Annotated in this window: 18 protein-coding genes; 13 read left to right on the forward strand and 5 right to left on the reverse strand. The window is 70.7% G+C overall.

The features are described 5' to 3' along the window. The first annotated feature begins 71 nt into the window (after positions 1 to 71). From DEJ13_RS05030 to DEJ13_RS05045, 4 genes are all read left to right on the forward strand, one after another. Entirely contained in the window at positions 72 to 845 is a 774-nt protein-coding gene (locus tag DEJ13_RS05030) for a hypothetical protein (RefSeq protein ID WP_111108134.1), read from the forward strand. A 54-nt stretch (positions 846 to 899) separates the two neighbouring features. Continuing rightward, entirely contained in the window at positions 900 to 1,946 is a 1,047-nt protein-coding gene (locus tag DEJ13_RS05035; RefSeq protein ID WP_111108133.1) for an ATP-binding cassette domain-containing protein, read from the forward strand. Next, positions 1,943 to 2,791: an ABC transporter permease gene (locus DEJ13_RS05040; RefSeq protein WP_111108132.1), complete on the forward strand. Its 849-nt coding sequence runs from the start codon at positions 1,943 to 1,945 to the stop codon at positions 2,789 to 2,791. The genes DEJ13_RS05035 and DEJ13_RS05040 overlap by 4 nt, the downstream gene beginning before the upstream one ends. A 106-nt stretch (positions 2,792 to 2,897) precedes the next feature. Then, positions 2,898 to 4,880: an APC family permease gene (locus DEJ13_RS05045; RefSeq protein ID WP_111108131.1), complete on the forward strand. Its 1,983-nt coding sequence runs from the start codon at positions 2,898 to 2,900 to the stop codon at positions 4,878 to 4,880. Positions 4,881 to 4,921: 41 nt separating this feature from the next. Here the strand turns inward: DEJ13_RS05045 and DEJ13_RS05050 are convergent, their stop codons facing one another. Then, positions 4,922 to 6,604, reverse strand: a complete 1,683-nt coding sequence (locus DEJ13_RS05050; protein ID WP_111108130.1) for a long-chain-fatty-acid--CoA ligase — start codon at positions 6,602 to 6,604, stop codon at positions 4,922 to 4,924. A 60-nt stretch (positions 6,605 to 6,664) separates the two neighbouring features. On the opposite strand from DEJ13_RS05050, the gene DEJ13_RS05055 reads away from it, so the two are divergent. Next, entirely contained in the window at positions 6,665 to 7,591 is a 927-nt protein-coding gene (locus DEJ13_RS05055) for an oxygenase MpaB family protein (RefSeq protein WP_111108129.1), read from the forward strand. Between the two features lie 72 nt (positions 7,592 to 7,663). On the opposite strand, the gene DEJ13_RS05060 is transcribed toward DEJ13_RS05055, so the two are convergent. From DEJ13_RS05060 to DEJ13_RS05075, 4 genes are all read right to left on the reverse strand, one after another. Beyond that, on the reverse strand, positions 7,664 to 8,647 hold the full coding sequence (locus tag DEJ13_RS05060; protein WP_111108141.1) for an aldo/keto reductase: 984 nt from the start codon (positions 8,645 to 8,647) through the stop codon (positions 7,664 to 7,666). A 5-nt stretch (positions 8,648 to 8,652) separates the two neighbouring features. Beyond that, the gene (locus tag DEJ13_RS05065) at positions 8,653 to 9,333 is read right to left on the reverse strand and encodes a maleylpyruvate isomerase N-terminal domain-containing protein (protein ID WP_111108128.1); all 681 of its coding nucleotides are present in this window, start codon (positions 9,331 to 9,333) and stop codon (positions 8,653 to 8,655) included. An 833-nt stretch (positions 9,334 to 10,166) separates the two neighbouring features. Further along, complete coding sequence (locus tag DEJ13_RS05070; protein ID WP_111108127.1) at positions 10,167 to 10,727, reverse strand: YceI family protein; 561 nt, start codon at positions 10,725 to 10,727, stop codon at positions 10,167 to 10,169. A gap of 116 nt (positions 10,728 to 10,843) precedes the next feature. After that, positions 10,844 to 11,647 (reverse strand): putative endonuclease domain-containing protein, encoded by an 804-nt coding sequence (locus DEJ13_RS05075; protein WP_284158150.1) that lies wholly within the window; start codon positions 11,645 to 11,647, stop codon positions 10,844 to 10,846. A gap of 499 nt (positions 11,648 to 12,146) precedes the next feature. On the opposite strand from DEJ13_RS05075, the gene DEJ13_RS05080 reads away from it, so the two are divergent. The 8 genes from DEJ13_RS05080 (at position 12,147) to DEJ13_RS05115 (ending at position 21,401) form a co-directional block, all read left to right on the forward strand. Continuing rightward, positions 12,147 to 13,151: an aldo/keto reductase family protein gene (locus tag DEJ13_RS05080; RefSeq protein WP_111108125.1), complete on the forward strand. Its 1,005-nt coding sequence runs from the start codon at positions 12,147 to 12,149 to the stop codon at positions 13,149 to 13,151. Positions 13,152 to 13,510: 359 nt separating this feature from the next. After that, entirely contained in the window at positions 13,511 to 14,170 is a 660-nt protein-coding gene (locus DEJ13_RS05085) for a GtrA family protein (protein WP_111108124.1), read from the forward strand. Continuing rightward, the gene (locus DEJ13_RS05090) at positions 14,167 to 15,717 is read left to right on the forward strand and encodes a glycosyltransferase family 2 protein (RefSeq protein WP_111108123.1); all 1,551 of its coding nucleotides are present in this window, start codon (positions 14,167 to 14,169) and stop codon (positions 15,715 to 15,717) included. Before DEJ13_RS05085 ends, DEJ13_RS05090 begins: the two co-directional genes overlap by 4 nt. Beyond that, positions 15,714 to 17,702, forward strand: a complete 1,989-nt coding sequence (locus DEJ13_RS05095; RefSeq protein WP_056122034.1) for an ArnT family glycosyltransferase — start codon at positions 15,714 to 15,716, stop codon at positions 17,700 to 17,702. Before DEJ13_RS05090 ends, DEJ13_RS05095 begins: the two co-directional genes overlap by 4 nt. 37 nt (positions 17,703 to 17,739) lie before the next feature. Continuing rightward, positions 17,740 to 18,582 (forward strand): DUF4397 domain-containing protein, encoded by an 843-nt coding sequence (locus DEJ13_RS05100; RefSeq protein WP_082517877.1) that lies wholly within the window; start codon positions 17,740 to 17,742, stop codon positions 18,580 to 18,582. Positions 18,583 to 18,676: 94 nt separating this feature from the next. Then, positions 18,677 to 19,834: a family 8 glycosyl hydrolase gene (locus tag DEJ13_RS05105; protein WP_111108122.1), complete on the forward strand. Its 1,158-nt coding sequence runs from the start codon at positions 18,677 to 18,679 to the stop codon at positions 19,832 to 19,834. 11 nt (positions 19,835 to 19,845) lie between these two features. Then, positions 19,846 to 20,559, forward strand: coding sequence for a class F sortase (locus DEJ13_RS05110; RefSeq protein WP_181437149.1), 714 nt, complete (start codon positions 19,846 to 19,848; stop codon positions 20,557 to 20,559). A 47-nt stretch (positions 20,560 to 20,606) separates the two neighbouring features. Further along, positions 20,607 to 21,401, forward strand: a complete 795-nt coding sequence (locus DEJ13_RS05115; RefSeq protein WP_111108120.1) for a polyprenol monophosphomannose synthase — start codon at positions 20,607 to 20,609, stop codon at positions 21,399 to 21,401. Positions 21,402 to 21,456 lie beyond the last annotated feature (55 nt).

A 21,456-nucleotide genomic window follows, 5' to 3' on the forward strand; every position in this document is an offset into this window, starting at 1 on the left:
GTCATCGGTCGTCCGGCGACCCTACTGTGGCAACTCCACGGGCATCGTGTCCGTGCCGAAGGAGCATCGACATGGGATTCCTCGACCGCCTGCTCGGCCGTGAGGACCGATCGCAGCAGCAGGGCTGGAACGCGCAGCAGCCGCAGCAGCCGCCGACCTGGGGCCAGCCCCAGCAGCAGGGCTACCAGTACGGTCAGCAGTCGTACAACGCGGCACCGCCTGCCGGTGCTGGTGTGTCGGGTGGTGCCCGCTCGGAGGACGAACAAGCCGTCGAGCGGTACCGCTACCTGCTGAAGACCGCGCCGCCCGAGCGCATCGAAGAGGTGCACGCCGAGGCCTTCGAGCGTCTGACGCCCGAACAGCGCCGGATGGTCTACGACGAGTTCACCCGCACCGCACCCGCCGGTGAGGCCCCGCGTGGTGACGACCCGCGCTCCCTGGCGCAGGCGGCGACCCGCTCCGAGATCCGGCAGCCCGGGTTCATGGAGCGCTCGCTCGGCGGCATGAACGGTGGCATGAACGGCCGCGGCGGCGGGCTCGGCCAGCGCCAGGGACCCTCGTTCGGCGGCATGCTCGGCGCGTCGATCCTCGGCACCGTGGCCGGGTACGTGATCGGCTCGACGCTGATGAGCGCCTTCCTGCCCGACCCGTCCGGGTTCGACGGTGGGACGGACGCCTCGGGTGACGGCGGCACCGACGGCGGATCGGGGGATGCGGGTGACGGCGGTTCGGGGGACACTGGTGCCGAGAACGCGTCGTGGGACGACGGCGGCGGCTCCGACTTCGGAGGCGGCGGTGGCTTCGACGACTTCGGCGGCGACATGGGTGGCGGGTTCGACATCTGACGTCCGGTCGCTGCCGACCCCTCCCTGTTGCACGGTCCACGAAGGAGTGGCGGCATGGCGATCATCGAGGCCTCCGGGCTGACCAAGACCTACCGATCCAAGTCGGGGCCGGTGCACGCCCTGGCCGGCCTCGACCTGTCCGTCCCGCAGGGCACCGTCATGGCGCTGCTCGGGCCGAACGGCGCCGGCAAGACCACCACGGTCAAGGTGCTGACCACGCTGATCAAGCCCGACGCGGGCACGGCGACGATCGCGGGCATCGACGTCGTCGCTGACCCGCAGGCCACCCGGCGCTCGATCGGGGTGTCCGGGCAGTACGCCGCCGTGGACGAGAACCTGACGGGCTTCGAGAACCTCGAGATGATCGGGCGGCTGTACCACCTCGGTGGCAAGGCCTCCCGACAGCGTGCGCGCGAGCTGATCGACGTGTTCGACCTGTCCGAGGCCGGCGACCGACCGGTCAAGGGGTTCTCCGGCGGCATGCGTCGGCGTATCGACCTGGCCGGAGCGCTCGTGATGAACCCGAGCGTGCTGTTCCTCGACGAACCGACCACGGGGCTCGACCCCCGCAGTCGACTCGCACTGTGGGGGATCATCGAGCACCTCGTGGCTGACGGGGCGACCGTGCTCCTCACGACGCAGTACCTGGAAGAGGCGGACCGGCTCGCCGACGACATCGCCGTGATCGACGGCGGGACCGTGATCGCCGAGGGCACGGCCGACCAGCTCAAGGCGCAGGTCGGCGGGCACCGGGTGGTCGTCACCCTGGTCGACGACGCCGACGGGGACGCCGCCACGACCGTGCTCCGGCGGTACGGCACCGGTGAGGTCGAGGTCTCCGGGGACGGACGGACCCGTGCGATCGCCGTCGACGCCGGCCCCGCGGCGCTGCAGCGGGTCCTCGCCGACCTCGGCGAGGCGGGCATCGAGCTGCACGACGCCGGCATGCGACGACCGACCCTCGACGACGTGTTCCTGCGGCTGACCGGCCACGCGGCGACCGAGGACGACGGCGACGGGCCGGGCGGTGGCGGTGCCGGTGCCGGCGGTGCTGCTCGCTCTCGGGGCCGGGCTGACGCGTCCGAGGAGCGTGTCCGATGACCGCCACCGTGACGGCACCGGGTCGGCAACTGCCCGTCGTCGTCACCGCGCCGCTCGCCGTGTGGTTCGAGGACGGCTGGACCGTCACCAAGCGGAACCTCATCAAGATCAAGCGGTCGCCGGACATGCTCGTCTTCGCGGTGCTGCAGCCGATCATGTTCGTGCTGCTGTTCAGCCAGGTCTACGGCGGCGCGATCGCCGTGCAGGGGACCGACTACACGCAGTTCCTGATGGCCGGGATCTTCGCCCAGACGGTCGTGTTCGGGGCGACGTTCTCCGGGTCCGCGATGGCGCAGGACCTGAAGGAGGGGCTGATCGACCGGTTCCGCACGCTGCCGATGTCCGCATCGGCGGTGCTCGTCGGCCGGACCAACAGCGACCTCGTGCTCAACACGATCTCGATGGTGATCATGATGCTGACCGGGCTGGCGGTCGGTTGGCGGGTGAACTCCTCACCGCTCGAGTTCCTGGCCGGCATCGCGTTGCTGCTGTTGTTCAGCTACGCCTTCAGCTGGGTGATGGCGCTGCTCGGCATGAGCGTCAAGACCCCCGAGGTCATCAACAACGCCTCGTTCATGATCCTGTTCCCGCTGACGTTCGTCTCGAACGCCTTCGTGCCGAGCGACACCCTGCCGCTCGTCCTGCGGGTCTTCGCCGAGTGGAACCCGGTGTCGTCACTGGTCCAGGCCGCTCGTGAGCTGTTCGGCAACGTCGGCTCCGCGCCGGTCCCCGACATCTGGACGATGCAGCACCCGGTCGTCACGGTGCTCGTCGGCATCGCGGTCATGCTCGTGGTGTTCGTGCCCTGGGCCGTGAACAAGTACACCCGCATCAGCGCCAAGTAGTCGGTTCTCCACAGCCCGGTCCGGGTGGCGCGCAACGCGGCACCCGGACCGTTTACGATCGACTCCAGTTCGTCGGGTCCCCGACGTCCCGGCAGCGAGAGGGCCCATGACCGCGACAGACGCCGAGCGCACCACCCCGGCCGCCCGCGCGCCCCGGTCCCACCGGAACGTGCGGCTGCGGCGGTGGATGCTGCAGGGCTCCGACCGCGGCGCCGATCACCAGGGCCCCCACCAGGTCGAGGTGGAGAAGACGCACTCATGGTGGCGCGTCATGTGCCTGACCGGCGTCGACTACTTCTCGACGCTCGGGTACCAGCCCGCCATCGCCGCGCTCGCCGCCGGGCTGCTCTCGCCGATCGCGACGATCGTGCTCGTGCTCGTCACGCTGTTCGGCGCGCTGCCCGTGTACCGCCGGGTGGCGCAGGACAGCTTCCGCGGGGCCGGCTCCATCATGATGCTCGAGAAGCTGCTGCCCTGGTGGGCGGGCAAGCTCTTCGTGCTCGTGCTGCTCGGGTTCGCCGTCACCGACTTCATGATCACGATGACGCTGTCGGCAGCGGACGCCACGGCACACATCGCGGAGAACCCCTTCACCCCGCACTGGTTCACCGAGATCCCGGTGCCGTTGACCCTGGCGCTGCTGCTCCTGCTCGGCGTGGTCTTCCTGCGTGGGTTCAAGGAGGCGATCGGCATCGCCGTCGGACTCGTCGCCGTCTACCTCGTCCTCAACGCGGTCGTCATCGGTGTCGCGCTCTGGCACGTGGTCGAGCGGCCGGCCGTGGCGAGCGACTGGTGGAGCGGCCTGACCGCGCAGCACAGCAACCCCCTGGTGATGATCGGCATCGCGCTGATCGTGTTCCCCAAGCTCGCGCTCGGCCTGTCCGGTTTCGAGACCGGTGTCGCGGTGATGCCCCAGGTCCGCGGTGACGCCTCGGACGACACCAGCCCCAGGCCAGAGGGCCGCATCCGCGGGACCAAGCGGCTGCTCACCGTCGCAGCCGTCATCATGAGCACGTTCCTCATCACGTCGTCGATCGTGACGACGTTCCTCATCCCGCAGCGCGAGTTCCAGCCGGGCGGTGGTGCGAACGGTCGGGCGCTCGCCTACCTGGCGCACGAGTACCTGGGCGGCGTGTTCGGGTCGGTGTACGACTTCTCGACGGTGGCGATCCTGTGGTTCGCCGGTGCGAGCGCCATGGCCGGCCTGCTCAACCTCGTGCCGCGGTTCCTGCCCCGCTACGGCATGGCGCCACAGTGGGCTCGCGCGACTCGGCCGCTGGTCATCATCTTCACGCTCATCGCCTTCGTGATCACGATCATCTTCCAGGCCAACGTGGACGCCCAGGGCGGTGCGTACGCCACCGGCGTGCTCGTGCTGATCACGAGCGCGGCGGTCGCAGTGACCCTGTCGGCCCGGCGCCGGCAGCAGAAGAAACGGACGATCGGGTTCGGCGTCATCGCTGTCGTCTTCGTCTACACGACCATCGCGAACGTGATCGAGCGGCCCGACGGCGTCCGGATCGCCGCCGTGTTCATCATCGCCATCGTCGTCGTGTCCCTCGTCTCCCGGGTGCGCCGGTCGTTCGAGCTCCGCGCGTCGTCGATCGAGCTGGACGCCACGGCACGCCAGTTCGTCGAGGCCGACGCCGACCAGTTCAGCTCCGTCTGCATCATCGCGAACGAGCCCGGCGCGGGCACCGCTGCTGCCTACCGCGCGAAGGGACGCGAGGAACGGCGTGACTCCGGCATCCCGGCGCGGGTCCCGACGATGTTCCTCGAGGTCCTCCCGGCCGACTCCTCGGACTTCGAAGAGGACCTGGTGGTGGAAGGCCACGTCGTCCAGGGGCATCGTGTGCTGCGCGTCCGGTCGGGCAACGTGCCGAACACGATCGCATCGACGCTGCTCGCCATCCGCGACATCGCGGGCGTCGTGCCGAGCGTCTACTTCGAGTGGAACGAGGGCAGCCCGATCCGCAACGCGATCCGGTTCGTGTTCACGGGCGTCGGCGACGTCGCACCCGTCACCAGAGAGGTCCTGCGCGAGGCCGAACCCGAGGTCTCGCGACGACCGAGCGTCCACGTGTCGTGACGGACACGCAACGCGACCGCCGCTCGTCCTGACGGCGGGTCCTACCCCAGGATCCCGACCCGCACCTTCCGGCGCAGCACCTTGCCGATCATCGAACGCGGCAGGTCCTCGACCACGACGACCCGACGCGGCACCTTGTACGCAGCCAGGTGCTCCCGCGCGTAGGCCCGCAGGGCATCGGGGTCGAACGACGACGGGTCGACCGGCACGACGGCGGCGACGACCTGCTCGTTGCCACCCTGGGTGATGCCGACGACGGCGACCTCACGCACGCTCGGGTGCTTCACCAGCGCATCCTCGACCTCGGTCGGCGAGACGTTGAACCCGCCGGTGATGATCAGCTCCTTGAGCCGGTCGACGATCCGCACGAACCCGTCGTCGTCGATCTCCACGATGTCGCCGGTGCGGAACCAGCCGTCGGCGGTGAACACCTCGTCGGTCGCCTCGGCCTTGCCCCAGTAGCCGCTGAAGACCTGCGGGCCACGCACCTGCAGCTCACCGGGCTGCCCGGTGCCGAGGACCTGCGTGGCGTCGTCGGGATCGGCCACGCGGACCTCGGTCGACGGCAGCGGGAGGCCGATCGAGCCCATGCGACGAGCGTCGGACACCGGGTTCGCCATGAGCACGGGCGAGCACTCGGACAGGCCGTAGCCCTCGACGAGGTACCCGCCGGTCCGCTCCTCCCACGGCTCGACGACGTCCGCCGACAGGGCCATCGCGCCGGAGATGCCGATCTCGATCCCGTGGAGCGAGACCTTCGCCGCGTCGGCAGCGTGCTGCAACCGCGCGTAGATCGGGGGGACCGCGGGCAGGAAGGTCGGGGGGTTCCGCTTGATCGCGGTCAGGACCAGCGCGGGGTCGAACGCCGGGAACAGCACCAGGCGGGACGCCATGCTCATCGCGAAGGTCAGGCAGAGCGTCAGCCCGTAGGCGTGGAACATCGGCAGGATCGCGTAGACCACGCTGCCGTCGCCCGGCTGGATCTGCGGCACCCACGAGCGTGCCTGCGCGGCGTTCGCGATGAGGTTGCCGTGCGACAGCACCGCGCCCTTCGGCGTGCCGGTCGTGCCGGACGTGTACTGGATGAGCGCCGTGTCGGACGTGCCGGGTCGCGGGTGCTTCCGCGGCAACCGCCGCGAGGACACCAGGTCGTCCCACGTCGTCGTGCCACGGACCGTCGTCGTCAGCTTGGCGCGCGACTCGCGGGCCTTCGCCACCGGAAGCGCGAGCGCCAGCCGGGTCGAGCGCGGCATCGCCCTCGTCAGGTCCACTGACACGATCGCGTCGAGACGGACGTCGGCAGGGAAGTCCTGCAGGGTCGCGACGGACTTGTCCCACGCGATCGCCACGCGGGCGCCGTGGTCCTCGAACTGGTGCCGGAGCTCACGCGGTGTGTAGAGCGGGTTGTGCTCGACGACCACCGCGCCGAGTCGCAGGGCCGCGTAGAAGGCCACGACGTGTTGCGGGCAGTTCGGCAGCACGAGGGCCACGCGGTCACCCGCGACGACGCCGAGCTTGCGCAGGCCGTTCGCCGCCCGGGCGATCTGGTCCTCGAGTTCGGCGTACGTCGTGGTGCGCTTGAAGAACTCGAGGGCGACCTTCTTCGGGAACCGCTTCGCGGACTGCTCGACGAGGTCGACGAGCGACCCGGAGGGCTCCTCGATGTCGTGCGGCACTCCCGGTGCGTAGGAGGCAAGCCAGGGACGGGGCGTGTCGATGCTCACCCGCCCAACCTAGCGGGACGTGCCCGGGGGAATGTCAGGAGCACGACGGACGATGGCGGCATGTCCTTCGTCACCGACGCCTTCCGCTCCCGGCTCAACACGACCTTCACCGGGAGCTCCACGGAGCGGCCGGCGTGGGTCGACGAGCTCGAACAGGGCACCGACGCGGGGTTCTTCGGCCCCGGTTCGGCGACCTGGTCGGTGCACGGGGGCAAGCAGACCATCGTGGCCGGGGTCCGCGCGCTCCTGGTCCAGGCGATGCACCCGGGCGCGCTCGCCGGCGTCGCCGACCACTCCCGCTACCGCGAGGACCCCTTCGGCCGCCTGGCCGGCACCATCCGCTGGATCTACACGGTCTCCCACGGCGACACCGCGACCGCGACCGGGGCCAGCCAGTGGGTGCTGCGCCTGCACGAGAAGGTCCGTGGCCAGTACGTCGACGGACACGGCGTGACGCGGGACTACACCGCCAACGACCCCGACCTGGCCCGCTGGGTGCACCTGGCCTTCACCGATGCGTTCCTCCGTGCCGCCGAGCAGTGGGGCGACCCCATCCCGGGCGGGGCCGATGCGTACGTGCGCGAATGGGCGACGGCCGGACGTCTGATGCGCGTCGAGGACCCGCCCGAGTCCGAGGCCGAACTCCGCGCGCAGATGAACGGGTACCTCGACCGCGGCGAACTCGCCGTCACCGCCCGCACCCGCGAGGTCATCCGCTTCATCAAGAACCCGCCCCTGGCCCGGATGCTCCGGCCGGGCTACCAGGCGCTGTTCCAGGGCGCGGCCTCGACCCTCGATCCGCGTCACCGGTCGATGCTCGGGCTGCGGGCACCGGGGATCGGACCGGTCGAACTCCCCGTCGGACGCGCGACGGGCCTGGTGCTCGACGGCATCGGCGCGGTGCTCGGCAACCAGACGGGCACCGAGCGCGCAGCGCTCGCCCGCATCGCCCGGTTGGAGCGCGAGGGCGCCGCACCCGCGGCCTGAGTCCGCACCCCAGACCAGACGGGAGGCCCGGTGCCAGCTGGCACCGGGCCTCCCGTCGGTTCTGTGGGTGCGTCAGAAACCGGACGGCACCCGGGGCGTGTACGCGGACTCGAGTCGCGTCACCTCGTCGTCGGTGAGCGTGATCGCCGAGGCGGCCACCGCGTCGTCGATGTGGTGCTCCTTGGTCGCACCGATGATCGGCGCCGTGACGGCGGACTTGCCGGCGACCCAGGCCAGCGCGACCTGGGCCATGCTCACGCCGCGGTCCTCGGCGATCTGCTGCACCTCGCCCACGATGGTGCGGTTGGCGTCCTCGTCCTGGCGGTACAGGGTCTTGCCGAACTCGTCGGTGTCCGACCGCGAGCCGGAGCCGGCCGAGTCCCACGGGCGGGTGACCTTGCCGCGGGCGAGCGGGCTCCACGGGATGACCCCGACGCCGCTCTGCTCGCAGAACGGGTGCATCTCGCGCTCTTCCTCGCGCTCGAGCAGGTTGTACTGGTCCTGCATGCTCACGAACTTCGTCCAGTCGTGCAACTCGGCGGTGTGCTGCATCTCGGCGAACTGCCACGCCCACATGCTGCTCGCGCCGATGTACCGCGCCTTGCCGGACTTGACGACGTCGTGCAGGGCCTCCATCGTCTCGGCGATCGGCGTCTGCGGGTCGAAGCGGTGGATCTGGTACAGGTCGACGTAGTCGGTCCCGAGGCGCTGCAGCGACGCGTCGATCTCGTGCATGATCGCCACGCGGGACAGCCCGGCGCCGTTCCGGCCGGGGCGCATCCGGTTGAAGACCTTCGTGAAGACCTGCACGTCCTCGCGGGGGCCGAGTTCACGCAGCAGTGTGCCGGTGATCTCCTCACTGCTGCCCGCGGAGTACACGTTCGCGGTGTCGAACGCGGTGATGCCGGCGTCGAACGCCCGTCGGACGAAGGGCCGTGCCTGGTCGATACCGACGCTCCACGCGTGCGAGCCGCGGTCCGGGTCGCCGTAGGACATCATCCCGAGGACGACGCTGCTGATCTCGAGGCCGGTGCCGCCGAGGCGGACTGTCTGGATGTCGGTCATGCCGCCACTCTGGCATCGCGGCCTGTGACGGCCAGCAGGCGGACCTGGAGCGGGGCGTCGTCGGGGACCTCGACCGGTGCCGCGTAGAGCCCGGTGGATGCGAGGGACTCCATCTGCGGCTCGAAGTGCTGCCACACCGCCTGCACGAGCTCGTCGGGCAGCGAGTCGTCCGTACCCGTGGCCCGCGCGAGGTCCCACGTGTGGATGGTGATGTCGCTCGTCTGCTCGGCGAGGTACTCGCCCGCCGTCACCACGTCGGTCTCGAGGTGCACAGGGGCGTCCTTCGGGGCGCGACGCCAGGCCTCGGTGGCGGCGCTCGCGAAGCGGTCCCAGGCGAGGACGAGGTCGTCACCGACGGGCTCGAGGTCGTCGTCGTGCTGGTCGTGCTGGTCGCGCTGGTCTGTTTGGTCGCGCCGGTCTGTGTGGTCTGTCTCGTCGTGCTGTGTCGGGCTGCTGTCTGCCGGGTTGGCGTGGTCGTGGTCGTGGTCGGCCGGGTCGTGGCCGGCTCCGGTCAGCAGCCGGGGGATCCACCGCTGTTCGTCGATGACGTGGGCGACGAGGTCGCGGGTGGTCCACTCGGAGTCGGGGGTCGCCGCGTCCCAGTCGGTCACGGCGGCGACGCGGCGGCCGAACTCGGCGGCCGCGAGGGCCTGCAGCGCGATCCAGTCGGTGGCCATGGTGGTGCTCCTGTTCGTCCGGGTGCCCCGGTGTCGGGTGTCCGCGTGGTGCTTGGCGTCGGTTGGTGGCGTGGTGCTCGGTTAGGGGTGGAACCGCCGGGTCGCCCGGCCGATTCCCGCCGCCCAACCTACGCGCGCCCGGGGCCGATGGGGGTGCGGGCGGACTGCCGCGCGTCCGGGCGGTTGCGGGTGCGCCTGCGCGTGTGCGTGTGCGTGGCGCGTGCGTGGCGTGTGCGCGGCGCGTGACGTCGCCCCCGAATCTCGAGCGGGCGGAGTGCCAGGGTCCTTCGTCCCACGAGGCCGCGCTTCCGCCCGCTCGCGCGCTGGTCCGCTTGCGCCTGCCCGGTGACGTCCGGTTTGCAGGGGACCTCGCCGCGGTAGCGACCGGGGCGCCGCCACCACCTGAGACGCCAGCGAAGACCGCGAAGACCGCGAGCCGCGAGGACCGCGAGCGGGCGGAACGCCTCGGTCTCGAGGAACGCGAGCGCATTTTTTCGCCCGCTCGGTGGGGCATGTGCGTTTGCGGTACGCGGGTATGCGCTGTTGTGACCAGGCTCTCGCGGGGGCGCTCGGCCGTGCTGCGCGCGGGCCGTTCGGACGAGCGCAACCGCGGGAACGCGGACGGGCGAAAGACCCCGGTCCTGCCGGTGTGCGGGTGTACGTTTCCGCCCGTTCGTGAGTGGTGCGGTTCGGTGAGGAGGCTCGGCTCGGCTCAGCTGCGCGCCTCCGCGGGCATGACGAAGCCCCGGCACCTCGGGAGGCGTCGGGGCTTCGTTCGGTGTGGTGCGCCGGCGTGGTTCAGGAGCCGCCGTCCAGCTTCAGAGCGAGATGACTCAGGCCGCCTGGAGGACGAACTGCACGTCGAGGTTGATGGTCACGTCGTTGCCGAGCGTGAAGCCACCGGCCTCGAGCGCGGCGTTCCAGTTCACGCCGAACTCGGTCCGGTCGATCTTGGTCTTCGCCTCGGCGCCGAGCTTGGTCTGACCGTAACCGTCGGTGGTCACGCCGCCGAACTCGGTCTTGAGGGTGACGTTCTTGGTCACGCCACGGAGCGAGAGCTCGCCGTCGATGAGCATGTCGTCGCCGTCCTCGCGGATGCCGGTCGAACGGAAGGTCATGTTCGGGTGCTCTTCGGTCAGGAAGAAGTCGCCGGTCGCCAGGTGCTGGTCGCGCTGCTCCTGGTTGGTGTTGATGCTGGCGACGTCGATGGTCGCTTCGAGGGTGGTGTCGAGCGGGTTCTCAGCAGTGATGAGCTTGGCGTCGAAGCGCTCGAACTTGCCCTTGACCTTGCTGATCGCGAGGTGGCGGACCGAGAAGCTGACCTCGGAGTGGGTCGGGTCGAGAGTCCAGGTGCCGGCGACGTAGCCGGGGATGGCGGATGCGGTGAGAGCCATGGTGGTGTCCTTCCAGGACGACGGAGTTCGTTGTTCGACGCGAGACCGGATTCCCCAATCCATGCGCCCGCATCGAAGTTGATGCTACGCCATTGTGCACCCAAATGGTTGAAGCGTCAACCAATAGGCTGCGGCAGCGCGCTGGATCGCGTGTCATGCCGCCCTGACCTCCCCTCGATGACGAGTCTCCGGACCCGGGCAACGAAGCGCTCGACCTGCCTCCCGACGTCGTCAGCTGTCACGCGGACCAACCACCAGTCCACGTCCTTGAGGTGTTCGCCCCGCGTGAGGTCCTTCTTGAACGTCGCTGGATCCGTCCGGTGCAAGTCGCTCTCGTACTCGATCGCCACCCGGGCTTCGGGGAACGCGAGGTCGACACACGCGATCCAGACCCCGTCCACGACGACGTCGTGGTTCAGAGCCGGTTCGGGGAGCCCGCCTCGGGTCAGTGCAAGACGGGTCCGGGTCTCGCCGGGGGAGCGCGACCCTGGTCGGATCTCGGCGAGTGCAGCGCGGAGACGTCGGACACCCCGGAAGCCGCGCCGACGTCGCACGGCCACGCGGAGTTCGTCGATCGTGACCCAGCCGAGCCACCCGACCAGTGCGTCACCGGCGATGACCAGCTCGTCAACGCTCAACATCGTGCTGAGCGCGACGAACGTGTCGACGGGCGTGCTGATCGGTGCACCGCGCGAGACGGTCTTCCGGACGGTGCCGAGGCGAGCTCGGTGCCCAACTGCGCCGCGGACGCGGAGGGCCTGGTCCGTACCGATGGTCGTGACGTGCAGCCGCGCTTCCCGCTCGGCGCGACGGGGTAGCGGGATGCCGATGATCGCGGCCGCTGTGGTGTGGCTGAACACCTGATCTGGACGGAGTCGAGGAGCGAGAGCTCGAGCGCGCTCTTCGACGGAGCGGGGCATCGTCGCGGACCGGATGCCGTGGAAGGGCCGCTCGAGGTCGTTCGCATCGAGCCGACCGCGCGACACCCCACGGCGGAGGGCGTCCCGAACGCGGAACGAGGCGTTCCGCAACACCATTGGAAGTCGAGTTCGGGCGGTCATGCTCCGATGCTCGCTGTGAACCGTCGTCGGGGAGGTGCGTCGGGCCTCCGGTGTGGACAGTTCCGGCGGGTTAGCGAATGTGGAGGACACCCGGCTGACCCGAGCGGACGAACTCGCCGGGTGGATTGCTCGGGCACCCTGGCGTTCCGCCCGCTCGCGCGGGTGGGGCGTGGTTCCGCCCGCTCGCGCGGGTGGGGCTTGATTCCGCCCGCTCGGACAAGGCACCCGCACCCAGGCACCAGCGCACCCGGGCACCCGCGCACCCAGGCGCACCCAGGCGCCGCGCACCCGGGCACCCGCGCACCCAGGCACTCGCAGGCCCACCCAGCGACGGGCGGGCTCCGGTAGCGTCGGCAGCATGGAATTCAGGTACCTCGGCAACTCCGGACTCAAGATCTCCGAGATCACCTACGGCAACTGGTTGACGCACGGCTCGCAGGTCGAGAACGACGTCGCGACCCATTGCGTGCAGGCGGCGCTCGAGGCTGGCATCACCACGTTCGACACCGCGGACACGTACGCCAACACCGCCGCCGAGAGCGTCCTCGGCGAAGCGCTCAAGAGCGAGCGTCGCGCGGGCCTCGAGGTCTTCACGAAGGTCTACTGGCCGACCGGCCCGAAGCAGCACAACGACGTCGGGCTCAGCCGCAAGCACATCATGGAGTCGATCAACGGCTCGCTGACGCGGCTCCAGACCGACTACGTCGACCTGTACCAGGCGCACCGGTACGACCACGAGACCCCGCTCGAAGAGACCATGCAGGCGTTCGCCGACGTGGTGCGCCAGGGCAAGGCGCTCTACATCGGCGTGAGCGAGTGGACCGCCGAGCAGATCCGTGCGGGTGCAGCACTCGCGAAGGAGCTCGGGTTCCAGCTCATCTCGAACCAGCCCCAGTACTCGATGCTGTGGCGGGTCATCGAGGGTGAGGTCGTCCCTGCCTCGAAGCAGCTCGGTCTGTCGCAGATCGTGTGGTCACCCATCGCCCAGGGCGTGCTCACCGGCAAGTACAAGCCGGGTCAGCCGCTGCCCGAGGGATCCCGTGCCACGGACGAGAAGGGCGGCGCCGACATGATCAAGCGGTTCATGCGCGACGAGGTCCTCGAGGCCGTCCAGCGACTCCAGCCCGTCGCCGACCAGGCGGGCCTGACGCTCGCGCAGCTGGCCATCGCGTGGACGCTGCAGAACGAGAACGTGGCGAGTGCGATCGTCGGGGCCTCGCGGCCGGCGCAGGTCACCGACAACGTCAAGGCCGCCGGCGTCCGCCTCGACGCGGATGCCCTGCAGGCGATCGACGCGGCGCTCGGTGACATCCCCGAGCGGGACTCGTCGAAGAGCGTCAGCCCGGCGTCCCGACCGGCCTGAGCCGACCGGGGTCCCGACCGGCCTGAGCCGACCGGCGTCCGGAGCGACCTGAGCCGACCGGCGTCCGGACCGGCCCGGTTCGATCCGCCGACCCGCTCAGGCCGGCCAGAGCCTCCACACCGTCCGGCCGGACTGTCCGATCTCCGCAGCTTCCTCGGCTGACCCCCGACGCACAGACCGTTCCAGGGCCCGCGGCGCCCCAGCCGCGGGCCCTTCCCCATGTCGACGCGGAAGTGCAGGATGCACCACGACGACGGCGACGTACCCCGGATGAACAGCACGTGTCGTGAGGCTGGCAGGGTGCTGACCAGGTCCGTACCCCGACCAAACCCCCACGCGAAGCCCCCCGAATCGGGGGCATGACCTCCACCGAGACCCTCGTTGTGGTGCCACCCGTCCAGGGGGCACCCGACAGCACCGTCCCGGACGCCCAGCAGCACCCCGCCGGGCAACACCCCGCCGGGCCGCACCCCGCCGGGCAGCACCCCGCCGGGCAGCACCCCGCCGGGCAGCACCCCGCCCAGCGTCACCCGACCCGACGACGCTCGCCCCTCGTCGACCGCGCCGTGCGCCTCGTCGCCGCCAGCCGCCAACTCGTCTCGTTCGGCGCCATCGGCCTGCTCTGCTTCGTCATCGACCTCGGCGTCTACAACCTCCTGCGCCTGACGGTCCTCGACGACAAGCCCATCGCCGCGAAGGTCGGCTCCGCCGTCGTCTCGACCGCGGTGGCCTGGGTCCTCAACCGGTTCATCACCTTCCGGTCCGAGCGCACCACCGGTCGCGGTGCGACCGCCCGCGAGGGCGTGCTGTTCGCCGTCACCAACCTGATCGGACTGGGCATCGCCGCAGCGTGCCTGTTCGTCTCCCACTACGTCCTCGGATTCACCTCCACCCTCGCCGACAACGTCGCCGGCAACGGGGTCGGTCTCGTCCTCGGCACAGCGTTCCGCTTCGCCGCCTACAAGACCCTCGTCTTCCGTTCCCCCGACGCTCGCCGCACGAAGGAGCTTGCCGAATGACCATCCTGACCACGCTGACGCTGGCAGCAGGCCCGCTGCTGCAGCCGCAGGAACAGCCGGGCACGAACGACGTCCCGAACCGCGGCACCACCTCCGTCCCGACGGGAGGCTCGGGTGGCGGCACGCAGGCCGCTTGGTCGGTGGGCGAGTGGATCGGCTACTCGGCCCTCATCGCCATCTCCGTGCTCCTCACGCTGGTCGCGCTGTCCACCCTGTGGTGGATGCTGCACGCATGGCGTTCGCGCGACGCGCTCCGCGCGACGAGCTTCAGCCCGACGCCGCGTCCCGCCGCGCACCGCTTCACCCTGCTCGTGCCCGGTCGGCACGAGGAGGACGTGATGGGGCAGACGCTCGACATGCTCGCGAAGCAGGACCACCCCGACTTCGAGATCATCGCGATCGTCGGTGAGGACGACCCCGGCACCGACCGGGTCGTGCGCGAGGCCGCTGCCCGCCACCCCGGCCTGATCAAGGTCGTGGTGGACGACACCCTGCCGAAGAACAAGCCGAAGGCCATGAACCTCGCACTCAAGGAGGCGACCGGCGACATCGTCGGTGTGTTCGACGCCGAGGACGAGGTGTACCCGCACCTGCTCACCCTCGTCGACTCCCGGTTCCAGGAGACCGATGCCGACGTCGTGCAGGGTGGCGTGCAGCTGATGAACTTCCGGTCCAGCTGGTGGTCGCTCCGCAACGTCCTCGAGTACTACTTCTGGTTCCGCTCGCGCCTGCACTTCCACGCCGAGTCGAAGTTCATCCCGCTCGGCGGCAACACCGTCTTCGTGACCAAGGCGCGCCTGGACTGGTCGAACGGCTGGGACGCGCACTGCCTGGCCGAGGACTGCGAGCTCGGCGTCCGGCTGTCCGCCGACGGCGCCAAGGTCGTCGTGGCGTACTCGCCCGAGGCAGTCACCCGAGAGGAGACCCCGCCCACGTTCGCGTCGCTCCTGAAGCAGCGCACCCGGTGGAACCAGGGCTTCCTGCAGGTGCTCGAGAAGGGCGAGTGGAAGAAGCTCCCGACCCGCAAGCAGCGCTTCTTCGCCCGGTACCTGCTCACGATGCCGTTCATCCAGGCTGCGACGGGTCTGCTCATCCCGCTCAGCGTCGTGATGATCGCCTTCGTGAAGGTCCCGACCGTCATCGCACTCATCTCGTTCATCCCGCTCGCACCGACCCTGATGCTGCTGGCGGTGGAGATCGCCGGCCTCGGCGAGTTCGGCCGGCTCTACAAGGAGAAGGTCCGGGTCCGCGACTACGTGAAGCTCGTGCTCGGTCTCGTGCCGTACCAGGTCTTCCTCGCCGCAGCAGCGGTCCGTGCCGTCGTCCGCCACTCGCGCGGCCAGAACGGCTGGGAGAAGACGGAGCACACCGGCCAGCACCGCACCGCGGGCGAGCAGCTCGAGGTCGTCGGCTTCGCCTCGGCCGTCACCGAGCCGGACACCGAAGGACAGCCGGCCGCGCACGACCAGCACAGCGGCGACCAGCACACCGACGACCAGCAGCCCTCGTCCGACCGCCAGCCCGCCTACGCAGGAGGTGACCGATGACCGCCAGCATGACCAACACGACCGGGATCCCGATCCGCGGTGCCCAGGCATCCAGCGGCATCCGCGCCTGGTTCCAGGTGCACGCCCGCAGCCTGGCCTGGCTCCTCCCCGTCCTCGCGATCGCCGTCATGGTCCAGGTGTGGAATATGACCGGCACCCCGCAGCGCATCGACGACGAGGGGACCTACACCGCCCAGGCGTGGGCGATCACGAACCTCGGCGAGCTGACCCACTACACGTACTGGTACGACCACCCGCCGCTCGGGTGGATCCAGATCGCGGGCTACACCTCGCTGACCGGGGCGTTCGCGCGCTACCCGTTCGCCGTCGAGGCCGCCCGTGAGGCAATGGTGTTCTTCGCCGCCGCCTCGGCCGTTCTGCTCTTCGTCCTGGGTCGTCGCCTCGGCATGCACCGCTCGGCCAGCGCCGCCGCGGTCCTCGTCTTCGCGCTGTCGCCCCTGGCCCTGCAGTACCACCGCACGGTGTACATCGACAACGTCGCGACGCCGTGGCTCCTCGCCGCGTTCGTGCTCGTGTTGAGCCGCCGTCAGCAGCTCGCCGGCTTCGTCGGCGCCGCGGCGTGCCTCGGCATCGCGGTGCTCAGCAAGGAGACGTACCTGCTCGCGCTGCCGTTCCTGATCTGGATGGCCGTGCGTCGCGCCGACCCGAGCACGCGTCGGTACACGCTGAGCGTCGCCGGAGCGGTCCTCGCCGTCATCGGCGGTGGGTACATCCTGCTCGCCGCGGTCAAGGGCGAACTCGTGCCCACCCCGGGCAAGGTCAGCCTGCTCGAGGGCATCACCTACCAGCTCGGCAGCCGCCAGGCGAGCGGGTCAGTGTTCACCGGGGGCAGCCTGGCGAACGAGGCCGCCGCGCAGTGGTGGGCGCTCGACCCGGCGTTCATCGTGCTCGGCTCCGCCGCGGCCGTCGTGGGGCTCTTCGTGCGACGGGTCCGCCCGATCGCTGCGATGCTCGTCTTCCTGCTCGCGTTCATGTTCCGCCCGAACGGCTACCTCCCGGTCCCGTACGTGATCATGCTCGTGCCGTTCGCCGCCCTCCTCGTCGCCTTCCTCGCGGAGCGGTCCGTGCTCGCCGTCACCGGCGTCACGGCATTCGGCGCGAAGAACCGAGCGCGTGCCGGTGCCCGCCGGGTGCTCGGCACCACGTGGGCGCTCGTCACCGCCGCCGCGCTCGTCGTCGCCGTGCCGCTCTGGGGTTCGCAGCTGCGCGGGTTCCTGATCACCGACCTCGACCAGCCGATGGCGCAGGCCGAGAACTGGATCGGCGACAACGTCGACAAGTCCTCCCGGATGCTCGTCGACGACGCCATGTGGGTCGACCTGGTCAAGGACGGCTTCGCCCGGAACAACGTCGTCTGGTACTACAAGCTCGACACGGACGGAGCGGTCGAGAAGCAGTCGCCGAACGGCTGGAAGGACTCCGACTACGTCGTCACGACGGACTCGATGCGCACCGGCGGGAACTCCTCGTCCGACGTGCGCCAGGCGATCCAGAACTCGACGGTCGTCGCGAGCTTCGGCACCGGCAACCAGATGGTCGACGTCCGCCAGATCCACCCGCAGGGCGAGGCCACCGCGAAGCAGGAGATCACCCGCGCGTCCGACCAGCGCAAGACGCTCGGCACCCAGCTCGCGCAGAACCCTGCACTCGACGCCGACGCCGGCACCCAGTCGCAGTTCCGGGCCGGGCAGGTCGACTCGCGGGCGATGCTCGCCCTCGGACAGGTCCTCGCCGACCGGTCCGTGCAGGTCGCGCGCTTCACGCCGATGTCCGGGGAGACGGGGCTGTCGTTCCGCCGCCTGGTCCTGACCGCACAGAGCCCCGAGGCCGCGGTCCGCACCGAGCGGACGTTCAACGCCATGGCGACGGCCTTCCGACCCGAGTCGGTCGAGCGGGACGGCGACACCCTGACGGTCGTCTTCCCGACCTCCGACCCGACGACCACCACGATCAGCGCATCGTGACCGAACCCAGCACGACCCGACCCGAAGGAGCACGACCATGAACGCCGCTGCACCCCAGACCACGACCGCACGTCACCCCCGCCGTCGCATCGCGGTGGTCGGAGCCCTCGCCGCGACCCTCGTCGCCGCCACCGTGGGCCTGGCCGCCCCCCAGTCCGCGACCGCCGCCACCGACGACGGCTGGCTCCGCGTCGGCCACCTGTCGCCCGACACGAAGGGCGTCGACGTCGAACTGTCGAGCCTGGCCGGCGGCAAGAAGGTCTTCGGGCTCGACGACGTCACCTACGGCCAGGTGAGCGGGTACCAGGAGCTCCCGAGCGGCACCTACGTGCTCTCGATGCGCGCCGCCGACGCTCCGGACTCCACGCCGGTCATCTCGACCGACGTCACGGTGCAGCCCGGCAACGCCAGCACCGTGGTCGCCTACGGCAAGAACACCTCGCTGAAGACCGCGGCCTACACGGACGACCTGCAGCAGCCGGGCGACGGCAAGGCGAAGCTCCGGCTCGTCCAGGCCGCCACCACGGCGAAGAAGGTCGACGTCACCGCGTCGGACGGCACCCAGGTCGCCTCCGACGCCGCCTTCGGTTCGGCGTCGCAGTACGCGACCGTCGCCGCGGGCAAATGGGACCTCGACGTCTCCGGTGGTGGCCAGACCGGCAGCGCGAAGCTGGACCTGGCGGGCAACACCGTCTCGACCCTGTTCGTCCTGGACGACAGCAAGGGCGACCTGACGATCGTGCCGGTCACCGACGCGGCGGCGACCGCCACCACCCCGAGCGGCGGCGTCCAGACGGGTGGCGGCGGCACGGCCGCCGACCGCGGCGCGACCGACTTCCTGCACTCGGTCATCCGCGCGTTCCGCGGACTGTTCCACTGATCCGGACTGGAGGCCCGGACCGCCTGAGCCGATCCGCTCACGTGGTCCGCGCCTCCCGTCCCGTGCCCCACCCACCAGCAGAGAGCGAGCCAGCATGACCCGCAGGAACTGGATCCCCGTCACCGCCGTGGCGCTCACGGCCGTCGTCGTCGCCGGGGGGATCGCCGTCGCGGCGGTCCACCCCTGGGCCGACCCGGCACCGGACGCCGGGGGCGCGTCCACACCGACCTCGACCACGGCGCCGAGCGGTGTCCGCTCGGTGGCGCAGCTCCGCACCGACTTCCTCGACCGCTACGTCGAGGACGGCCGCGTGGTCCGCAAGGACCAGGGCAGCGACACCGTCAGCGAGGGGCAGGCGTACGGCCTGCTCATCGCCTACGCCGCGGGTGACCGGGAGCGCTTCGGCGACATCTGGTCGTGGACGAAGCGCCACCTGCTGACCGACGACGACCTGCTCGCCTGGCGCTGGACGCCCGACGGCGGGGTCGCCGACGACCAGTCCGCGTCCGACGCCGACCTCGACGCTGCACGGGCACTCGTGCTCGCGGGGAAGACCTGGGACGACGACCGGTACACCGCGGCGGGCAAGCGCATGGCCGCCGCCGTGCTCGACCACGAGACCGCGACCACCGACCTCGGCCGCATCCTGCTGCCCGGTCCCTGGGCCGACACCGAGCCGTACCGCTACGACGCCTCCTACGCCTCGCCCGCGGCCTACCGGGTGCTCGCCGAGGCCACGGGCGACGACCGCTGGCAGGAGCTCGAGCGGGGCTCGTCCGCTGCGACCGCGGCCGTGCTCGACAAGACCGACCTGCCGAGCGACTGGTCGCAGGTGCACGCCGACGGCAGCGTCGACCCGATGCCCGCCACCGGGAACGACGCCCGCGTGCTGTACGGCTACGACGCCATGCGTCTGCCGGTCCGGTACGCCGAGGCATGCACCACCGCAGACCGGGCGCTCGCCGGGTCCATCGCGCCGACGCTCCGTCGGACGACCCAGCTCGCCGCGCAGCTCGACCTCGGCGGCACCGCCGTGACGGGGGACCGGAGCGCCCTGGCGTACGTCGCCCGAGCCGCCGCCGAGCAGGCCTCCGGTGCGACCGGTGCCGCGACCGCGGACCTCGAGCGCGCGGACCGCACCTCGGCCACCACGCCGACGTACTACGGCGACGCGTGGGCCGCCCTCGGTGCCACGATGCTCACCTCCGACGTGCTCGGCGGATGCGCCGGCGACGCGGGAGGCGCCTCGTGAGCGGGCGTCGGGTGGCTGCCCGCACCCCTTCGCGGTGGTCCGGACGGCGCCTCGGGGTCGTCGTCGCCGGTGTGGCGACGGTGGTCGTGGCGGCTGCCGTGGTCACCGGTGTCGCCGTCGCCGCGGGCAACGCGCCCGTCGCGGCACCGACCTCCGGGCCCGGGGCGTCGTCCTCGGGGGCTGCCGGGGCCTCCGGGTCCGCTGCTCCGGGGGCCTCCGGTGGCGGGGACCGGGACACGACCGGGTTCCAGGACCCGGCGGCTCCCGTGGCCAAGTCCGACGCGACGCCCGCGCGCGTGACGATCCCGGCCATCGGGGTCGACGCCGCACTGGAGGACCTGCACCGCGGGTCGGCCGGCGAACTCGACCCGCCGACCGGGTGGGACGACGCCGGCTGGTTCAGCGACGGCATCGTCCCCGGCGAGGTCGGTCCCGCCGTCATCGCCGGCCACGTCGACAGCCCGACCAGCGCCGCGGTGTTCTTCCGCCTGGACGAACTCGTGTCGGGTGACCAGATCCACGTCGCGATGACCGACGGCACGACCCGGACCTTCACCGTGGACCGCACCGAACGGGCTGCGAAGTCGGCGTTCCCGACGAGCGACGTCTACGGCGTGACCCCCACGCCGACCCTGCGGCTCATCACGTGCGACGGCACCTTCGACACCGCCACCGGGCACTACACAGACAACCTGATCGTGTTCGCAGAGCTGTCGGACTCCTGACCCAGCACACGCCCGATACGTTCGACCAGAAGCACCCGAGGAGCATCATGAGCGAGACCCTGGTCATCATCCCGACCTACGACGAGGCGGAGAACATCCGTCCGATCGTGGAGCGCACCCTGGCCGCCACCGATGAGCACGTCCACGTGCTGGTCGTCGACGACAACTCGCCCGACGGCACCGGCGACATCGCCGACGCCATGACGACGGAGACCGACCGGGTGCACGTGCTCCACCGCACCGAGAAGAACGGGCTCGGCGGTGCCTACCTGGCCGGCTTCGACTGGGGCCTGGCGAACGGGTACGACAAGCTCGTCGAGATGGACGCAGACGGCTCGCACCACCCCGAGTACCTGCCGTGGATGCTCGAGCTGGCCGACTCGAACGACCTGGTCCTCGGCTCCCGCTGGATCCACGGCGGCGAGGTCGAGAACTGGCCGTGGCACCGCGAGCTCCTCTCCCGCGGTGGCAACCTGTACACGCGACTCGCGCTCGGCATCGCCGTGCGCGACGCGACCGGCGGGTTCCGCGTCTTCACCCGGTCGGCGCTCGAGCGCATCGACCTGTCCGGGATCGCGTCCAAGGGGTACTGCTTCCAGGTCGACCTGTGCTGGCGTGCCCTCGAGGCCGGCCTGCAGGTCGTCGAGACGCCGATCACGTTCACCGAGCGTGAGTTCGGCGTGTCCAAGATGAGCGGCAACATCGTCCGCGAGAGCCTGACCCTCGTCACGAAGTGGGGCATCGACCGCCGTCTGCGCGAGGTCCGTGCGCTCGCCACGGAGCACAAGCCGCTGCCGTCCGTGCGGCGCAACGCACACGCCGTGCCGAACCCGATCCGCTGAGGATCCCGGGACTGCTCCCCGACACGATAGGGGCGGGACGGCTTCGGCCGTCCCG

This window comes from Curtobacterium sp. MCLR17_007 (assembly GCF_003234655.2).
Lineage (GTDB): Bacteria > Actinomycetota > Actinomycetes > Actinomycetales > Microbacteriaceae > Curtobacterium.